The organism is Arthrobacter sp. 001422645, from assembly GCF_059816125.1.
On the sequence record NZ_JCBANT010000004.1, the window covers coordinates 53,860 to 70,627 of the forward strand.

General features: G+C 67.7%; 18 protein-coding genes and 1 riboswitch. Of the genes, 14 read left to right on the top strand and 4 right to left on the bottom strand.

Going from position 1 to position 16,768, the window contains the following annotated elements:
- Positions 1–75 precede the first annotated feature (75 nt).
- A complete protein-coding gene (locus AC6EUH_RS06510) occupies positions 76–1,611 on the top strand; it encodes an amino acid permease (protein WP_499738144.1) in 1,536 nt (511 codons plus the stop codon).
- Entirely contained in the window at positions 1,608–3,311 is a 1,704-nt protein-coding gene (locus AC6EUH_RS06515; protein WP_499738145.1) for a flavin monoamine oxidase family protein, read from the top strand. The genes AC6EUH_RS06510 and AC6EUH_RS06515 overlap by 4 nt, the downstream gene beginning before the upstream one ends.
- 14 nt (positions 3,312–3,325) lie before the next feature.
- Here the strand turns inward: AC6EUH_RS06515 and AC6EUH_RS06520 are convergent, their stop codons facing one another.
- Positions 3,326–3,844, bottom strand: coding sequence for a gamma carbonic anhydrase family protein (locus AC6EUH_RS06520; RefSeq protein ID WP_056432970.1), 519 nt, complete (start codon positions 3,842–3,844; stop codon positions 3,326–3,328).
- Positions 3,845–4,003: 159 nt separating this feature from the next.
- Here AC6EUH_RS06520 and AC6EUH_RS06525 point away from each other — a divergent pair, with 159 nt between their 5' ends.
- The gene (locus tag AC6EUH_RS06525) at positions 4,004–4,276 is read left to right on the top strand and encodes a hypothetical protein (RefSeq protein WP_156367646.1); all 273 of its coding nucleotides are present in this window, start codon (positions 4,004–4,006) and stop codon (positions 4,274–4,276) included.
- 83 nt (positions 4,277–4,359) lie between these two features.
- Here the strand turns inward: AC6EUH_RS06525 and AC6EUH_RS06530 are convergent, their stop codons facing one another.
- Positions 4,360–4,785, bottom strand: a complete 426-nt coding sequence (locus AC6EUH_RS06530) for a class I SAM-dependent methyltransferase (RefSeq protein WP_056432975.1) — start codon at positions 4,783–4,785, stop codon at positions 4,360–4,362.
- 40 nt (positions 4,786–4,825) lie between these two features.
- On the bottom strand, positions 4,826–5,686 hold the full coding sequence (gene purU / locus AC6EUH_RS06535) for a formyltetrahydrofolate deformylase (protein ID WP_056432978.1): 861 nt from the start codon (positions 5,684–5,686) through the stop codon (positions 4,826–4,828).
- A gap of 72 nt (positions 5,687–5,758) precedes the next feature.
- Positions 5,759–5,844, top strand: a riboswitch (ZMP/ZTP riboswitch).
- Between the two features lie 169 nt (positions 5,845–6,013).
- On the opposite strand from purU, the gene glyA reads away from it, so the two are divergent.
- The 11 genes from glyA to AC6EUH_RS06590 all read left to right on the top strand — a co-directional run bounded on the left by glyA (position 6,014) and on the right by AC6EUH_RS06590 (position 16,016).
- Positions 6,014–7,315 (top strand): serine hydroxymethyltransferase, encoded by a 1,302-nt coding sequence (glyA, locus tag AC6EUH_RS06540; protein ID WP_499738146.1) that lies wholly within the window; start codon positions 6,014–6,016, stop codon positions 7,313–7,315.
- 25 nt (positions 7,316–7,340) lie between these two features.
- Positions 7,341–8,264, top strand: coding sequence for a bifunctional methylenetetrahydrofolate dehydrogenase/methenyltetrahydrofolate cyclohydrolase (locus AC6EUH_RS06545; protein WP_499738209.1), 924 nt, complete (start codon positions 7,341–7,343; stop codon positions 8,262–8,264).
- 273 nt (positions 8,265–8,537) lie between these two features.
- Complete coding sequence (locus AC6EUH_RS06550) at positions 8,538–9,449, top strand: ABC transporter ATP-binding protein (protein WP_056433254.1); 912 nt, start codon at positions 8,538–8,540, stop codon at positions 9,447–9,449.
- Entirely contained in the window at positions 9,442–10,320 is an 879-nt protein-coding gene (locus AC6EUH_RS06555) for an ABC transporter permease (protein ID WP_499738147.1), read from the top strand. The genes AC6EUH_RS06550 and AC6EUH_RS06555 overlap by 8 nt, the downstream gene beginning before the upstream one ends.
- Positions 10,317–11,165, top strand: a complete 849-nt coding sequence (locus AC6EUH_RS06560; RefSeq protein ID WP_499738148.1) for an ABC transporter permease — start codon at positions 10,317–10,319, stop codon at positions 11,163–11,165. The genes AC6EUH_RS06555 and AC6EUH_RS06560 overlap by 4 nt, the downstream gene beginning before the upstream one ends.
- A gap of 24 nt (positions 11,166–11,189) precedes the next feature.
- Positions 11,190–11,546: a VOC family protein gene (locus tag AC6EUH_RS06565; protein ID WP_056432989.1), complete on the top strand. Its 357-nt coding sequence runs from the start codon at positions 11,190–11,192 to the stop codon at positions 11,544–11,546.
- 124 nt (positions 11,547–11,670) lie between these two features.
- Complete coding sequence (locus tag AC6EUH_RS06570; RefSeq protein ID WP_056432992.1) at positions 11,671–12,246, top strand: hypothetical protein; 576 nt, start codon at positions 11,671–11,673, stop codon at positions 12,244–12,246.
- Between the two features lie 10 nt (positions 12,247–12,256).
- Positions 12,257–13,090 (top strand): exodeoxyribonuclease III, encoded by an 834-nt coding sequence (locus tag AC6EUH_RS06575; protein WP_056432994.1) that lies wholly within the window; start codon positions 12,257–12,259, stop codon positions 13,088–13,090.
- Between the two features lie 17 nt (positions 13,091–13,107).
- On the top strand, positions 13,108–14,235 hold the full coding sequence (trpS, locus tag AC6EUH_RS06580; protein ID WP_056432997.1) for a tryptophan--tRNA ligase: 1,128 nt from the start codon (positions 13,108–13,110) through the stop codon (positions 14,233–14,235).
- 4 nt (positions 14,236–14,239) lie between these two features.
- The gene (locus AC6EUH_RS06585; protein ID WP_082492810.1) at positions 14,240–14,905 is read left to right on the top strand and encodes a 2'-5' RNA ligase family protein; all 666 of its coding nucleotides are present in this window, start codon (positions 14,240–14,242) and stop codon (positions 14,903–14,905) included.
- Entirely contained in the window at positions 14,850–16,016 is a 1,167-nt protein-coding gene (locus tag AC6EUH_RS06590) for a YihY/virulence factor BrkB family protein (RefSeq protein ID WP_499738210.1), read from the top strand. The genes AC6EUH_RS06585 and AC6EUH_RS06590 overlap by 56 nt, the downstream gene beginning before the upstream one ends.
- Here the strand turns inward: AC6EUH_RS06590 and AC6EUH_RS06595 are convergent.
- Entirely contained in the window at positions 15,979–16,743 is a 765-nt protein-coding gene (locus AC6EUH_RS06595; protein ID WP_056433004.1) for an alpha/beta hydrolase family protein, read from the bottom strand. The two genes, AC6EUH_RS06590 and AC6EUH_RS06595, sit on opposite strands and share 38 nt — an antisense overlap.
- Between the last annotated feature and the right edge of the window lie 25 nt (positions 16,744–16,768).

Consider the following 16,768-nt stretch of genomic DNA (forward strand, 5'->3'; position numbering starts at 1 on the left):
CACAACCGTGAGAGCTGGCTCACAAGCCTAGGCTGGACGCGGGGAAAGACCACTACTGAAGAACGGACGTCAACGATGACTGTGCCAACTCTTATGGGAGAACGGCCACCGGCCACCACGGGCCGTCCCGGACTGACCGCGCAACTGCTTCGCCGCAAGCCGATCGGGCAGCTCGTCAGCGAAGCCGAAACCGGACACGGCGGCACGCGGCTGGTCCGCAGCTTCGGCGTGCTGCAGCTGACGATGATCAGCGTCGGTGCCACGCTCGGCACCGGCATCCTGGTCATCCTGGGTGAATCCGTGCCGCTGGCGGGCCCGGCCATCTGGATCTCCTTCGCGATCGCCGGGGTCGCTGCGCTGCTCTCCGCCGTCTCCTACGCCGAAATGGCCGGAATGGTGCCCGCGGCAGGGTCGAGCTACTCCTACACGTACGCGACTATGGGCGAAGGCATGGCCTGGATCTGCGGCTGGTGCCTGGTGCTCGAATACGCCGTCTCTGTCGCCGCCGTCGCCGTCGGGGCCGGCCAATATGTCAACGAAGCCCTCGCAGTCTTCGGCCTGGCGCTGCCGGACGCAATCTCGCAGCCGCCCGGGAACGGCGGCGTGCTGAACGTGCCGGCGATCGTGATCGTGGTCCTGGCCACGGCGCTGCTGGTCCGCGGCGCCAGGGAAAGCGCCTGGATCAACACGGCCATTGTGGTGATCAAGGTCGGCATCCTGGTGTTCTTCTGCGCCGTGGCCTTCACCGCGTTCAACGCCGCACACTTCGAACCGCTGCTGCCGATGGGAGCAGCCGGCGTCTCCGCCGCGGCCTCCCGGGTGTTCTTCTCCTACATCGGGTTCGATGCAGCCTCCACGGCCGGCGAGGAAGCCCGCAATCCGAAGCGCGACCTGCCCCGGGCCATCCTGCTTTCGATGCTGATCGTCACCACCATCTACGTGCTCGTCGCGGTCGCCGCGATCGGCGCGCGGCCCTGGGGCTGGTTCGACGGCACCGAAGCCGCCCTCGTGAAGATCCTGGAAGAGACCACCGGGCAGCCCTGGATTGCGCTGGTGTTCGCCGTCGGGGCCGTGCTGGCCATCGCCAGCATCGTGCTGACGGTCCTCTACGGCCAGACCCGCATCCTGCTGTCGATGTCACGGGACGGCATGGTGCCCAGAATCTTCAGCCGCGTCTCGCCCCGCACCGGCACCCCGGTGGCCGGGACCCTGATTGTGGGCACCGCCGTCGCCCTCACCGCGGGCCTCGTCCCGCTCGGTGCGCTGGCGGATGCCACCAGCATCGGCACGCTCTTCGCCTTCGCCCTGGTCAACGTCGCCGTCATCTACCTGCGGCGCCACCGGCCCGAACTCACGCGAAGCTTCCGCGTCCCGCTGTTTCCGCTGACCCCCATCCTGGGAGCCGCCATGTGCGGCTACCTCATGCTCAACCTGGGCGCCGACACGTGGGTGGTCTTTGGACTGTGGATGCTGGTGGGACTGGCCGTCTACTTCGGCTACGGCCGCAGGCACTCCCGGGTAGCGGCGCTCAGCCACGAGGAATACCGTGAATTATCCGCCGCAGCCCCGTCCGACCCCACACCCGAACCGATGAAAGTACACCACTCATGACAACCGCCACAGAATTCCCGGCCCCCGGACCGGCAGCGCCCGGCTCCGGCGACCGGGCCCCGATCACCATGCTGAATCCCGACTTCCCGTTCAGCTACGACCACTACCTGGCCCACCCGGACGGCCTGGGCACCGTCCCGGCCGGGCTGCACGGAACCGAAGTTGCCGTGGTCGGCGCAGGGCTCTCCGGACTGGTGGCGGCCCACGAGCTGATGAAACTGGGCCTGCGCCCGGTCCTCTACGAGGCGGACCAGATCGGCGGCCGGCTGCGGACCGCGAGCTTCCCCTCCGCCGCCGGCGTGGTCGCCGACCTCGGCGGGATGCGCTTCCCGGTGTCGGGCAAGGCGTTCTACCACTACGTCGAGCTGCTCGGTCTGGAAACCCAGGAGTTCCCGAACCCGCTGGCGGCGGCGACCTCCAGCACGGTGATCGAGCTCGCCGGGCAGAGGCACTACGCCCGCACCCCGGCGGACCTCCCGCCGTTCTTCCGGGAAGTCGCCGAGGCCTGGAAGGCCGCCGTCAACGACGGCGCCAAGTTCACCGAGATGCAGGACGCCATCCGCGCGCGGGACACCGCCCGGATCAAGGAGCTGTGGAACGGGCTGCTTCCCCTGCTGGATGAACAGACCTTCTACGGCTTCATCGCCGGCAGCGACTCGTTCAAGCAAGCCGGTTTCGCGCACCGCGAGGCGTTCGGCCAGGTGGGCTTCGGCACAGGCGGCTGGGACACGGACTTCCCCAACTCCATCCTCGAGATCCTGCGCGTCGTCTACACCGACGCCGACGACGCGCACCGGCTCATTGCCGGCGGGGCGCAACGGCTCCCGGAGGCACTCTGGCAGCACGCGCCGTCGGGCATGGCCCACTGGCCCGAGGGGACGTCGCTGGCGTCGCTGCACGCCGGTGCCCCGCGCGGCGCCGTGGACCGGATCGCCCGGGACGGCAGCGGCGACTTCCGCATCAGGGAGCAGTGGGGCCGCGAGGCTGCCTATCCGGCCGTGATCACCACCTGCCAGTCATGGCTGCTGTCGACACGGATCCACACCGAAGAAACCCTGTTCCCGGCAGAGCTGTGGACCGCGATCGAACGCTCCCACTACATGCAGTCGTCCAAGACCTTCGTGATGGTCGACCGGCCCTTCTGGAAGGACATCGATCCCGCGACGGGCCGCGAGGTCATGTCCATGACGCTGACCGACCGGCTGAACCGTGCCACGTACCTGCTGGACAACGGGCCGGACCAGCCCGCCGTCATCCTGCTCTCCTACACCTGGAACGACGACGCGCTGAAATGGCTGGCCCTGGACGCGGACCAGCGGGTGGAGCTGATGCTGCACTCGCTCGAGCAGATCTACCCGGGCGTGGACATCGCCGGCCACATCGTCGGCCAGCCCATCACCGTCTCGTGGGAAGCGGACCCCAACTTCATGGGGGCCTTCAAGGCCAACCTGCCGGGACACTACCGCTACCAGCAGCGCCTCTTCAGCCACTTCAAGCAGGACCGGCTCCCGGAGGAGCAGCGCGGGATCTTCCTGGCCGGCGACGACGTGTCGTTCACCGCCGGGTGGGCCGAGGGCGCGGTGACCACCGGACTGAACGCGGTCTGGGGCGTCGTCAACCACCTGGGCGGGGCCTCGGCGGCCGGGAACCCGGGGCCGGGCGATGTGCTGGACGAACTGGGCCCGATCTCGCTGGACTGAGTCTCCCAGCGTGCTTAGCCGTGCAGGTCGCGGTGCGCCCGGGCCAGCTCCCGGTAGTGCGCCGCGTTCTGCTGCACCCCGGCGAATTCCTCGTCGCTCAGCTCGCGCCGGACCTTGGCCGGCACGCCGGCCACCAGCGAGCGGGGCGGGACTACGGTTCCTTCCAGGACCACGGCGCCGGCCGCGACGAGCGACCCGGCGCCGATCACGGCACCGTTGAGGATGGTGGCGCTCATGCCGATCAGGCAGTCGTCCTCGACCGTGCAGCCGTGCACCACGGCGCTGTGCCCGACGCTGACCCGGGCGCCGACGGTGCAGGGGAAGCCGGGGTCCGCGTGCAGCACCACGTTGTCCTGCAGGTTGGTGCCGGCCCCCACGGTGATCGCGGCGGTGTCGGCCCGGACGGAGACGCCGTAGAAGGCGCTGGAGTCCTCGGCGAGGGTGGCCTTGCCGATCACCGAGGCGCTCGGTGCGATGAAGGCGGATTCGTGAACGGCCGGGGTGTCCCCGGCGAAAGCGTAAATGGGAGCCATGCCTCCAGCCTAGGACACGCCCCCGGCCCGTTGCGCTATCACTTGTGGTGGTTCTCCGGGCTGAGAACCACCAGAAGTGATGGGTCAACGGGGGTTGAACCGTGCCCGGAGCTGAGTAGGATCGGGCCATCAAATGCGCCGTCCGGGAGGTGGTCCGTGGTGACCGAGAACGTGTTCCTGCGAACGATGCGGCGGCTGGAGAACGCGGACCGCCTTGACCCGGCCGTCCGGGTTGCGGACCGCGCCACCCGGCGCGTCGGCGTCGTCCATGCCGCGGCCAACCTCGCCGCCACGCTCATCTTCCTGGCGTCCTGGGCCGCGCGGACCCGGGACCGGCACGGGTTGGGCGTGGGACTGGCCCGCGCAGGCGGAGCCCTGCTGATCATCGGCGGTTTCCTGGGCGGGTACATGGGCCGTGCGCGCCGCCCCTGAGCCCGTCCACCCACCGTTGAGCTATCACTTTTGGTCCCTTCCGGGCCCTCAGAACGACAACTACTGATAGGTCAACGGGGGGGTTAGGCGGGGGAGCGCAGGACTGTGAAGCCCGGTCCCTGGCCTGGTCCCTGTTCCGCAGAACCCGGCTCCGGGAGCACGACGGCGATCGGGGCGCCGGGCGCCGCCACCCGCTCGAGTTCGCGGACGACGTCGCCCCATTCCTCCGGCGGCAGGCCGGCCAGGGCGTCAACCGCCCATACGGACGGGAAGGCCGAATCGGCGAACGGCAACGACGGGGGGCCGGCCACCGAGGCTTCCAGCCCGTGGGCCCGGGCGGAATGGATGTGCTCCTCGGACCGGTCGACACCGGTGAAATGGATGCCGGAGCGCACAAAGCGCAACCCGTCCTCGCCCTGGCCGCAGTCAAGGCCCAGCACACCGTTGCGGCCCTCGGATTTGAGCAGGGCCACAAATTCCGAGAGCGGGTCTTCCGGGGAAAGTGCCATACCCCTATTCAATGACCAGCGTCAGGTGAATACAACAGGGTCAGTTGAATACAACCGTCCGGTTTCCGTCGAGGAGGACCCGGTGCTCGGCATGCCACTGCACCGCCTGGGCCAGCGTGCGTCCCTCCACGTCGCGGCCCATCTGGACGAACTGCTCGGCCGTCCGCCGGTGGTCCACGCGGATGACTTCCTGCTCGATGATGGGGCCCTCATCCAGGGCCGCGGTCACGTAGTGCGCGGTGGCGCCGATCAGCTTCACACCGCGGGCGTGCGCCTGGTGGTAGGGCTTGGCCCCCTTGAACGACGGCAGGAAGGAGTGGTGGATGTTGATGGCCTTGCCGGTCAGCTCCTGGCACAGGTCGTCGGAGATGATCTGCATGTAGCGGGCCAGGACCGTGAGCTCGACGTCGTGCTCGGCCATGAGTGCCCGGAGCTGGTCCTCGGCCTGGACTTTGGTTTCCGGGGTGACCGGGATGTGGTGGAAGGGGATGCCGTAGAACTCGGCCAGGCCCGCCAGGTCGCGGTGGTTGGACACGATGGCCGGGATCTCGATCGGCAGCGTGCCGGAGCGCTGCAGGAACAGCAGGTCGTTGAGGCAGTGCGCCGACGTGCTGGCCATCAGCAGGGTGCGGACCTTCCTGCCGGCCGGGTTGAGGCTCCACTGCATGCCGAACGCCTGGGCCACGGGCTCCAGGGCGGCCTGCAGCTCCAGCTGGGAGGCCGCCGTCGTGGCCTCGACGCGCATGAAGAAGGTGCCTGTGCTCTGGCTGCCGTACTGCTGTGAGTCGGTAATGTTGCACCCCGCGACGAGCAGGGCGCCGGCGACGGCGTGCACGATTCCGGGGCGGTCCGGGCAGGAGAGGGTGAGGATATAGGAAGCAGTCAGCTGGTGGTCAGTCACGGAGGATAGCCTACCCGCGGCGGCGCAGGGGCAGTGCGCAGGCTGTGGCCGGGAGCCCGGCCTGGGGTAGGCTGGAAGGGTCGCAACTGGCGTTGGGTGGCTAACCACCAGGGAGCGGCAATCACGAAGACCACGGATCGTACGCCTGGGCCGAGGGTCATGTTTTCCGGTCGGGAGCACCTGCTGCCGGTCCGCGTCGGTACCCCGCATACGGGTGCCGGTCCCTTGCCACGCCCCGTCTTCCGGGGCCGTAATCTAGGGGCGCCGCCGCGGACGAGCCGGTAACCTGACCTTAAGCAGTGCCCGTTGCCTAGCCAGGAGTTCCCCGTGACCACCTCTCTTAGCCTTTCGTCAGCCGCCGTGAGCAACCAGCCGCTGGCCGACCTCGATCCCGAAATCGCCGCCGTCCTTGCCCAGGAGCTGGGCCGCCAGCGCGGCACCCTGGAAATGATCGCCTCCGAGAACTTCGCCCCGCGCGCTGTCATGGAAGCCCAGGGCTCGGTCCTGACCAACAAGTACGCCGAGGGCTACCCCGGCCGCCGCTACTACGGCGGCTGCGAATACGTGGACATCGCCGAGCAGCTGGCGATCGACCGCGTGAAGGTGCTGTTCGGCGCCGAATACGCCAACGTCCAGCCGCACTCCGGCGCCCAGGCCAACGCCGCGGCCCTGTCCGCGATGATCAAGCCGGGCGAGAAGATCCTCGGCCTGTCCCTGGCCCACGGCGGGCACCTGACCCACGGCATGAAGCTGAACTTCTCCGGCAAGCTCTACGACGTTGCCGCCTACCAGGTCGAGGAAGGCAACTTCCGCATCGACATGGACAAGCTCCGCGAGCAGGCCATCGCCGAAAAGCCCCAGGTGATCATCGCCGGCTGGTCCGCCTACCCGCGCCACCTGGACTTCGCCGCGTTCCGCTCCATCGCCGACGAGGTCGGCGCCCTGCTCTGGACGGACATGGCGCACTTCGCCGGCCTCGTGGCCGCCGGACTGCACCCCAGCCCGGTCCCGCACTCCGACGTCGTTACCTCCACGGTGCACAAGACCCTTGCGGGGCCCCGCTCCGGCGTGATCCTGGCCAAGCAGGAGTGGGCCAAGAAGATCAACTCCAACGTCTTCCCGGGCCAGCAGGGCGGGCCGCTGATGCACGTCATCGCCGCCAAGGCCGTGGCGTTCAAGATCGCCGGTACGGAGGAATTCAAGGAGCGCCAGGAGCGCGTCCTGGAAGGCGCCCGGATCATCGCCGACCGCCTGAACCAGGCCGATGTGTCCGACGCCGGCGTGTCCGTCCTCACCGGCGGCACCGACGTGCACCTGGTCCTGGTGGACCTGCGCAACTCGCAGCTCGATGGCCAGCAGGCCGAAGACCTCCTGCACTCGGTGGGCATCACGGTCAACCGCAACGCCGTCCCGTTCGACCCGCGCCCGCCGATGGTCACCTCGGGCCTGCGCATCGGCACCCCCGCCCTGGCCACCCGGGGCTTCGGCGCCGAGGAGTTCACCGAGGTCGCGGAGATTATCGCCACAGCGCTGAAGGCCGGCTCCGCCACGGACGTGGAGGCGCTCCAGTCCCGTGTGGACAAGCTCGCCGCCGACTTCCCGCTGTACCCGCAGCACGAGCAGTGGTAAGCGGATGACGACGGAGACCACAAGCATCCCCGCAAGCACCGCCCGGATCCTTGACGGCAAAGCCACCGCCGCGACGATCAAGGCCGAACTGACCGAACGGGTCGCCGTCCTCAAGGCCCAGGGCATCGTTCCGGGCCTCGGCACCATCCTGGTGGGCTCCGACCCGGGCAGCACCTGGTACGTGGGCGGCAAGCACAAGGACTGCGCCGAGGTTGGCATCACGTCCATCCGCCGGGACCTGCCGGAGGACACCACCCAGGAGGAGCTGCTGGCCGTGGTCCGGGAGCTCAACGACAACCCGGAATGCACCGGCTACATCGTCCAGCTCCCGCTGCCCAAGCACATCGACCAGGACGTCATCCTGGAGGCCATGGATCCCGAGAAGGACGCCGACGGCCTGCACCCGATGAATCTCGGCCGGCTGGTGGCCAACGTCGGCGGCCCCATGAAGTCCCCACTGCCCTGCACCCCGAAGGGCTGCGTGGAACTGCTCACCCGGCACGGCATCGACCTCAACGGAAAGCGTGTGCTGGTGGTGGGCCGCGGCGTCACCATCGGCCGACCGGTGGGACTGCTGCTTACCCGCAAGGACGTCAACGCCACGGTCATCCTGGCCCACACCGGCACCGTCGACCTGCCTGCCGAACTCCGGCAGGCCGACGTCGTGATCGCCGCGGCCGGCCAGCCGCACATGATCAAGGCGGCGGACCTCAAGCCGGGCGCCATTGTGCTCGACGTCGGCGTCAGCCGCGTCGAGGACGGCTCCGGCAAGGCCGTGGTCACCGGAGACGTGGACCCCGCGGCGGCCGATGTCGCCGCCTGGCTCTCCCCGAATCCCGGCGGAGTGGGCCCCATGACCCGCGCCATGCTGCTGGCCAACGTGGTGGAAACCGCGGAACGGCACGCTGCCGCAGGCAGTAGAGAAAGCAGCAGCTCCGGCCACGCCTAGTCTCGGAGACGGAACGATCTGACCCCAGGGCGCCGCCTCCTTCGAAGGAGGCGGCGCCCTGGACGTTTGAGCCCGGGAGATAACGGAACGGCAAACGTCTGGATTTTTTACGAAAAGACTCTTTCATAGTTCGGCTGTTTCCATTACCGTGTTCGGGTGCCTGAACTCGCCTCAAAGCAAACCCCACCCTCGGAAGCCTCCCAAAAGGACGCCACCCAAAGCCGTCCCTCAAGTGCCGGCAGCCCCTCCGCTACCGGCGCTCCGCAGTACGTCATCACTGCCGAAAACCTGACCAAGCGCTACGGGGATGTCGCCGCCGTCGACGGTATCTCCTTCTCCGTGCCCGCCGGCGAGGCGTTCGGCCTGCTCGGCCCGAACGGCGCCGGCAAGTCCACCACCATGAAGATGATCGGCGGGGTGTCCCAGCGGACCTCCGGAAACCTCACCATCATGGGCCTGGACCCGGACCAGAACGGCCCGGAGGTCCGCGCGCACCTTGGCGTCGTCCCGCAGCAGGACAACCTGGACGAGGAGCTCAAGGTCCGGGACAACCTGCTGGTCTACGGCCGCTACTTCGGCCTGCCCATGAGCTACCTCAAGCCCAAGGCCGATGAGCTGCTGGAGTTCGCCCAGCTCACGGACAAGGCCAAATCCAAGGTCGATGCGCTCTCCGGCGGCATGAAGCGCCGGCTCACCATCGCGCGCTCCCTCATCAACGAACCGCGGATCCTGCTGCTGGACGAGCCCACCACCGGGCTGGACCCGCAGGCCCGGCACATCCTCTGGGACCGGCTCTTCCGGCTCAAGGAGCAGGGCGTCACCCTGATCCTCACCACCCACTACATGGACGAGGCCGAGCAGCTCTGCGACCGCCTGATTGTGGTGGACAAGGGCAAGATCATGGCCGAGGGCTCGCCCGCCAGCCTGATCCGCGAGTACTCCACCCGTGAAGTCCTGGAACTGCGCTTCGGCTCGGAACGCAACGCCACCGTCGGCGCCGAACTCGAAGGGATCGGCGAACGGCTGGAAACCCTGCCGGACCGCGTCCTGATCTACGCGCACGACGGCGAGGCCGCCCTCGAAGAGGTCTCCGCCCGCGGACTGCGCCCGGTGACCTCGCTGGTGCGCAGGTCCTCGCTCGAGGACGTCTTCCTGCGCCTGACCGGCAGGAGCCTCGTTGACTAAGAAGGCAGAGCTGACTCACTCAATTCCGGCCGGCACGACGGCGGTGCCCGCCCTCCGCGCGCATTCGCCGGAGGTCTCCGCGGCGAAGGCCCGGAAGTGGGGCGCGTTCTACTACGCCGAGCAGGTCCTGCGCGTGATGAAGGGCTACGGCTGGACCATCGTGATGTACGGCGTCGGGCAGCCAGTCGCCTACCTCTTTGCGATGGGCGTCGGGCTCGCCACCCTCGTGGACACTAACAGCACGGCGGCGTTCGGCGGGGTCAGCTACCTGGTGTTCATCGCGCCGGCGCTGCTGATCTCGGCCGCCGTGATGACCGCCGCGAACGAGTTCACCTTCCCGGTGATGGACGGTTTCAAATGGCGCCGGGTCTACTACGGACCGCACGCCTCCCCGTTGACGCCGGAGCAGATCGCGCTCGGACAGATCATCGCCGTCACGGTGCGCCTGCTGCTGCAGTCCGCCATCTACTTCGGCGTGGTGGCGTTGTTCGGCGCGTCCCCGAGCCCCTGGGGCTGGGCCTCCGTCCTGGTCGCCACCCTTGCCGGGCTGTCCTTCGGCCTGCCGCTGATGGCCTATGCGGCTTCCATCAAGGAGGACAAGGGCCAGTTCGCCATGGTGATGCGCTTCATCGTGATGCCGTTGTTCCTGTTTTCCGGGACCTTCTTCCCGCTGGACACCCTTCCCCTCGCCGTGCGCTGGATCGGCTGGATCTCCCCGATCTGGCACGGAACGGAGCTGGGCCGGGTGCTTAGCTACGGCTACGAGGAGCCCCCGCTGCTGACCATCGCGCACGTTGTGTTCCTGCTGGCGCTGTGCGTCGTCGGCTGGGTCCTGACCAAACGCCAGTTCGTCAAAAGGATGGGCGGATGAGCGCCATCACCACCGGCCCGGGGCCGGGGAACACCAGCGTCACCGAGGCGGCCCGCAACCGGCACTTCGGGTCGCTCTACTCCCGCAACGTCCGCGCCGTCGTAGCCCGCGGGCTGATGGCCACCAAGAGCAGCAACTGGATGGTGATGCTCTCGGGCTTCTTCGAGCCGGTGCTGTACCTGATCTCGATGGGCGTGGGCCTGGGCGCGATCGTCGGCTCGGTGCAGGGGCCCGGCGGCGGGGAAATCTCCTACGCGGAGTACATCGCCCCGGCCCTGCTGGCCGTGTCCGCGATGAACGGCGCGGTCTACGATTCCACCTGGAACGTGTTCTTCAAGATGAACTTCGCCAAGCTGTACCAGGGCATGCTGTACACCTCACTGGGCCCGCTGGACGTCGCCATGGGGGAGATTTTCCTGGCCCTGCTCCGCGGCCTGATGTACGCCACAGGATTCACCGCGGTGATGGGCCTGATGGGGCTGATCACCACACCGTGGGCCATCCTGATGATCCCGGCCGCGGTGCTGATCGCCTTCGGCTTCGCGAGTTTCGGCATGGGCATCACCAGCTACATGAAGACGTTCCAGCAGATGGACTGGATCAACTTCGTGATGCTGCCGATGTTCCTCTTCAGCGCCACGTTCTACCCGCTCAGCGTCTACCCGCAGTCCATCCAGTGGCTCATCCAGGCCATGCCGCTCTGGCACGGCGTGGAGCTGCTGCGGCAGATCAGCGTGGGAGTCTTCACCCCGGCCACCGCAGTGCATATTGGCTACTACCTCGTGATGATTGCCCTCGGCGTCCTGCTCACCACCGGCCGCCTGCGCAAGCTGTTCCTCAAGTAGGCATCCTTCGAAATAAGGAGAACCATGATCGGCAAATGGCAGGCCCTCGTCATCGACTGCGAGGACCCGGACAAACTCGCCAGCTTCTACCAGGAGCTGCTGGGCATGATCCGGGTGCAGGAGGAAGACGAATTCATTTCCATCGGCGACGCCGCCGACCGTCCCGCCATCGCGCTCCAGCGCGTTGAACGGCTGGTCCGTCCGCAGTGGCCCGACGCCGACCACCCGCAGCAGATGCACGTGGACGTGCTCGTCGGGGACCTCGACGCCGCCGAAGCGGAGGTGCTCCGGCTCGGCGCGACCAGCCTCGACGCCGGCACGGACACCTTCCGCGTCTACACGGACCCCAGCGGCCACCCGTTCTGCCTGGTCCTGTCGTAGAACCAGTCCTGTCGTAGAACCAGTCCTGTCGTAGAACCTGTCCTGTCGTAAAGCCGTGTCCCACGTCTGTTCGCCCGGGGTGGAAGCGGGCCGGGCCGCGGCGGGGGTTTGCGATAATGGGCTCATGCAATCTCTGGGCAACTCCGAGTCTTCCAAGCCGTCCGCGTACAACACCGCCACGGGCAAGTTCTCCATGCTCCGCATCAGCGGACCCGGAATGATGGTGTTTATCATCGCGTTCGTCGTCGCGGTCATCTTCGCTGCGAACCAGAACGACGTCGTCGGCTGGATCGTGGCGATCATCGCCGGCTTCTGGCTCGCCCTGGCCGCCTTCGTCGTCTTCAGCATCCAGAAGGCGGCTCGGAAGGCCGGCGCCAAGCTCACCGAAGCGCAGAACGCCTTCAACGCGGCGGCCGGCCGGGCGCCGTCGTCGGGCAGTGTTGACCACGGCAGTACCCGCGTCGTGGAGGTCCGCCGGGAAGCGGACGAGGTCCGGGACCTGAAGCTGGACCACTCGTTCAAGATCGTGCAGGTGCAGGTCCGCGTCGTCGAGCAGGAGCGGGCGAAGGGCTCGGCCTCGGACCAGGACACGATCCGGCGCGCGCTCGAGACCATCGAGATCACCGCCACCAACGCCCGGGACATGATCAAGTCCTCCGGCGGCAGGGACGAGCCCGTCTCCGGAACCATTGTCGACTAGAGTGGATCGGGTGAGCTCGGCATTGAAGAAGGACAACCTTCGCATCGCATCAGTCAACGTCAATGGCCTCCGTGCCGCCTACAAAAAGGGCATGGCGGAGTGGCTTGAGCCGCGAGAGGTGGACATCCTCTGCCTGCAGGAAGTCCGCGCGCCGGACGCGATCGTCCACGAACTGCTCGGCGAGGGCTGGTACATCCTGCACGCTGAGGCCGAGGCCAAGGGCCGCGCCGGCGTCGCGATCGCCTCCCGCACCGAACCCCAGCAAACCCGGGTGGGCATTGGCGATGACTACTTCGCCACCGCCGGGCGCTGGGTCGAAGCGGACTACACTGTCCGCAACTCGGCAGGGGAGGCCTCGCAGCTGACCGTGGCCAGCGCGTATGTGCACTCCGGCGAGGCGGGCACCCCCAAGCAGGACGACAAGTTCCGTTTCCTCGACGTCATGGTCAGCCGGCTCCCCGAACTGGCCAAACACAGCGACCACGCCCTGGTGGTGGGCGACCTCAACGTCGGCCACACGGAGCTGGACATCAGGAACTGGAAGGGCAACGTCAAACGTGCCGGCTTCCTGCCGGAGGAGCGCGCCTACTTTGACCGCTTCTTTGGCGAGGAGATCGGCTGGAAGGATGTTCACAGGGGCCTGGCGGGTAACGTCGACGGCCCCTACACTTGGTGGTCGCAACGGGGACAGGCCTTCGATAACGACACCGGCTGGCGCATTGATTACCACATGGCCACGCCCGACCTCGCTGCTGCCGCAGTGTCGGCCGTTGTTGACCGCGCACCGTCCTGGGACACCCGCTTCTCCGACCACGCCCCGCTGGTAGTGGACTACCGGCTCTAGTCTTAAGGCCTCCACGAATGACCTCTTCTTCCACTGTGACTCCCGTGAACGACCCCGGCGCCGCACCCGCCACGGCTGCCTCCGCCGCTGCCGTCCGCGCCGCCGCCCCCGTTCCCTCAACAGGGACGCGCCAGCGCATCCTCTCCGGCATGCAGCCCTCGGCGGATTCCCTGCACCTGGGCAACTACCTCGGCGCCCTGGTGAACTGGGTCCGGATGCAGGACGAGTATGACGCCGTCTTTTTCATCCCGGACCTGCACGCGATCACGGTTCCGCAGGATCCGGCCGAATTGGCCCACCGCACCCGCGTCACGGCCGCACAGTACATCGCCGGCGGCGTGGATGTGGACAAGTGCACGCTCTTTGTCCAGTCCCAGGTGCCCGAACACGCCCAGCTGGCCTGGGTCCTGAACTGCATCACCGGCTTCGGCGAGGCCTCCCGTATGACCCAGTTCAAGGACAAGGCCTCACGGCACGGCTCGGACCAGGCCAGCGTTGGGCTGTTCACCTATCCCATCCTGCAGGCCGCGGACATCCTCCTCTACCAGCCGCACGGCGTTCCGGTGGGCGAGGACCAGCGCCAGCACGTGGAGCTCAGCCGCGATCTGGCCCAGCGCTTCAACTCACGTTTCGGGGAGACCTTCAACGTTCCGGCGCCCTTCATCCAGAAGGAATCGGCGAAGATTTACGACCTGCAGCACCCCACCGCCAAGATGTCGAAGTCGGCGGAATCACCGGCGGGCCTGATCAACCTGCTGGATGATCCCAAGGTCATCACCAAGCGGATCAAATCCGCGGTGACGGATGCGGAAACGGAGATCCGGTTCGACCGCGAGGCCAAGCCGGGGGTCTCCAACCTCCTGACCATCTACTCGGCCATTACCGGCCAGAGTGTTGAGGCCCTCGTCGCCGCCTACCAGGGCAAAATGTACGGCCACCTCAAGGTTGACCTGGCCGAGGCTGTCGCGGAGCACCTGACCCCCATCCGCGACCGGGCCAACGAACTGCTGAATGACCCCGCGGAGCTTGACCGGCTGCTGGCCCTCGGCGCTGACAAGGCCCGCGAGATCGCCGCGGTCACCCTGACCGATGTCTACGCGAAGGTGGGTTTCCTGCCCTACGCCGGAACCCGGGGAGTCCGCTAGGCCAATGTCCTCCGTCAGCAAAGTCACCGCCAGCGAGCCGAAACGCGCCACCGCGCGTGCCGTCAGGCGCGCCGCTCCGGATGCCGCGGACGCGGGGGACAACGGACAGGGCAGCGAGGGCATCGGCGTCGGCGTGATCCTGGGGTTCCCGGACGAGATCGCCGAGGAGCTCCAGCGCTGGCGTGCGTCGTTCGGTGATCCCATGGCGGAAGTCATCCCGGCCCACATCACGCTGGTGACCACCACCATGACCCAGGACTGGGAAGCGACCCGCAGCCATGTCCGCGAGATCGCCAGCCAGCAGGAGCCGTTCAACGTGACCATCGCGGGCACCGGATCCTTCCGGCCGGTGTCCCCGGTGGTGTTCCTGAACGTCGAGGACGGTTTCGGGGATTGCGTGAACCTGCACCGTCAACTGCAGTCCGGACCCCTGGAACGGGACCTGCCGTTTGCCTATCACCCGCATGTCACGGTGGCCCACGACGTCGCCCCGGAAAGTCTCGACGAAGCCGAAGCGGTCCTCAAGGATTACCGGGCCACGTTCCCGGTGGCTAGCATGGGACTCTACGAGCACGATGACAACGGCATTTGGCAGCTACGGGAAGAGCTTGACTTTGGGACCAAACCTGACGACGACAGAGGCCAGGACGGCACCGCAGGCGCCCGGTAAGCCGCCCCTTCCCACCGACCTGGCCGGGCTGAAACTGGAGGTCATCCGCAAGCGGGTCGATTGGGGCAAGGCCCGGCGGTCCGGCGGCGGGCGACTGGCGTCGCTCATGGCCATGGTCGGGTGGATGCTGGCCCGGCTCAACACCTTGTTACCCCTGCGCGCTTTCCAGCACTACGGCCGCCAGCACGGCCCGCTGATGAGTGCCGGCATCGGGTTCAGGATGTTCTTCTCCATCACAGGTCTGTTGGCCACGGGGTTCTCTCTGGCCGGCCTCTTCCTGAGCGGTCAGCCGGCGCTGCTGGACCAAATCATCAAGAGCGTGGCCCTGACCGCGCCCGGCCTCCTGCAGGTGGACGGCAGCGAGGGCCTGGTTGACCCGTACGCGCTGTTGAACCCCACCAGCCTGGGCTGGGCGGCCGTGATCGCCGCCGTGGTGACGGTGTTCACGTCCCTGGGCTGGATCAGCGGCATCCGCGACGGCGTGCGGGGCATGATGCAGCTCGGCCCGCGGGGCATGAACCCGGTCCTGCAGATACTGCTCGACGTCGGCGCGCTGATCCTGTTGGGAGTGGCCCTGGTGATCAGCGCGGCAGCGTCGCTGGTGTTCGGCACGGCGGCCGACTGGGTGACGGAGCAGCTGAGCCTCGATCCGTTGCTGGCCGGCCCCCTGACCACCTCCGTGACGATCCTCGTGCCCCTGCTGCTCGGCTGGGGAACCGCCCTGATCATGTTCCGGGTGGCGGCGGGGCTGAAGCCGGCCCGCCGCGCCCTCCTGGAAGGCACCATCCTCGCCGCGGTGGGCACCACCGTGCTGCAGATTTTCAGCACCCAGCTGCTGGCCAGTGCGGGCAAGAACCCCATTCTGGCGCCCTTCGCCATCATCATCGGCCTGCTGATCTGGTTCAACCTGGTCAGCCAGGTCTACGTCATCTGCGCCGCGTGGGTGGCCATCCGGGAGCAGGACCGCAACATGGCGCCGGGTACCACAACCACCGGGTGGGGCGCCCGGCGCGTCCAGCCGGGCAAAACGCCGGCGGAGCCCCGGCCCGGGCGGACGGCCTGGTCCGCGGCGTTCAGGCGTCGAGGTACTGGTCGGCCCACGCCGAAATAATCTTCCCGGCACGGGCCGCCTGGCCCTTGGCCGTCAACAGGTGATCGCTGCCCTCAAGGGACACAAAACTGCGCGGATGCCGCGCCGTCTGGAAGATGGTGCTGGCGTTCTCGATCCCCACCGTGTTGTCCGTGGGGGAGTGCATCACCAGCAGCGGCTTGCCGAGCCGCTTGATGCAGTCCGTGAGGTCCGCCTTCTCCAGGTCCTCCACGAAGTGCCGCCGGATCTCCACCCGTTTGCCGCCAAGGTCCACTTCCGCGCTACCCTCACTGAGGATCCGGTCCAGGGCGGCGTCAAACACGTGGGCCACGTGTTTGGGCGAGAACGGCGCCCCCACGGTCGCGACGGCGTCGAGTTCCGGGATGGCGCCGGCGGCAGCCAGGACGGCAGCCCCGCCGAAGGAATGGCCCACCAGCAGCGAGACGGGCCGGCCCGAGTCCCGCATGAACTCGGCCGCCTTGACGGTGTCGGCCACTTTGTGGCTAAAGGACCCCTCCGACCACATCCCCGCTGACTCGCCGAGGCCCAAGTTGTCGAACCGGAGCATGCCCACGCCGTTGTCCGCCAGGGCCTTGCACAGCCGCGACGCCGAGGGACTGTCCTTGCCCAGGGTGAAACCGTGCGAGAAGACGCCCCAGCCCTTCACCGGGCCCTCCGGGACATCAACAATGCCGGAGAGCAGTTCGCCGGTGGAACCCTGGAAGCTGACTTTTTCGGAGCGGGACACGGTGTCCCCTTTCGTGAGAGCGGGA

Coding starts and splice junctions, on each gene's coding strand:
- trpS (WP_056432997.1), top strand. CDS start 13,108: ATGACCTCTTCTTCCACTGTGACTCCCGTGAACGACCCCGGCGCCGCA.
- AC6EUH_RS06520 (WP_056432970.1), bottom strand. CDS start 3,844: ATGGCTCCCATTTACGCTTTCGCCGGGGACACCCCGGCCGTTCACGAA.
- AC6EUH_RS06585 (WP_082492810.1), top strand. CDS start 14,240: ATGTCCTCCGTCAGCAAAGTCACCGCCAGCGAGCCGAAACGCGCCACC.
- AC6EUH_RS06565 (WP_056432989.1), top strand. CDS start 11,190: ATGATCGGCAAATGGCAGGCCCTCGTCATCGACTGCGAGGACCCGGAC.
- AC6EUH_RS06560 (WP_499738148.1), top strand. CDS start 10,317: ATGAGCGCCATCACCACCGGCCCGGGGCCGGGGAACACCAGCGTCACC.
- AC6EUH_RS06515 (WP_499738145.1), top strand. CDS start 1,608: ATGACAACCGCCACAGAATTCCCGGCCCCCGGACCGGCAGCGCCCGGC.
- AC6EUH_RS06530 (WP_056432975.1), bottom strand. CDS start 4,785: ATGGCACTTTCCCCGGAAGACCCGCTCTCGGAATTTGTGGCCCTGCTC.
- AC6EUH_RS06570 (WP_056432992.1), top strand. CDS start 11,671: ATGCAATCTCTGGGCAACTCCGAGTCTTCCAAGCCGTCCGCGTACAAC.
- AC6EUH_RS06510 (WP_499738144.1), top strand. CDS start 76: ATGACTGTGCCAACTCTTATGGGAGAACGGCCACCGGCCACCACGGGC.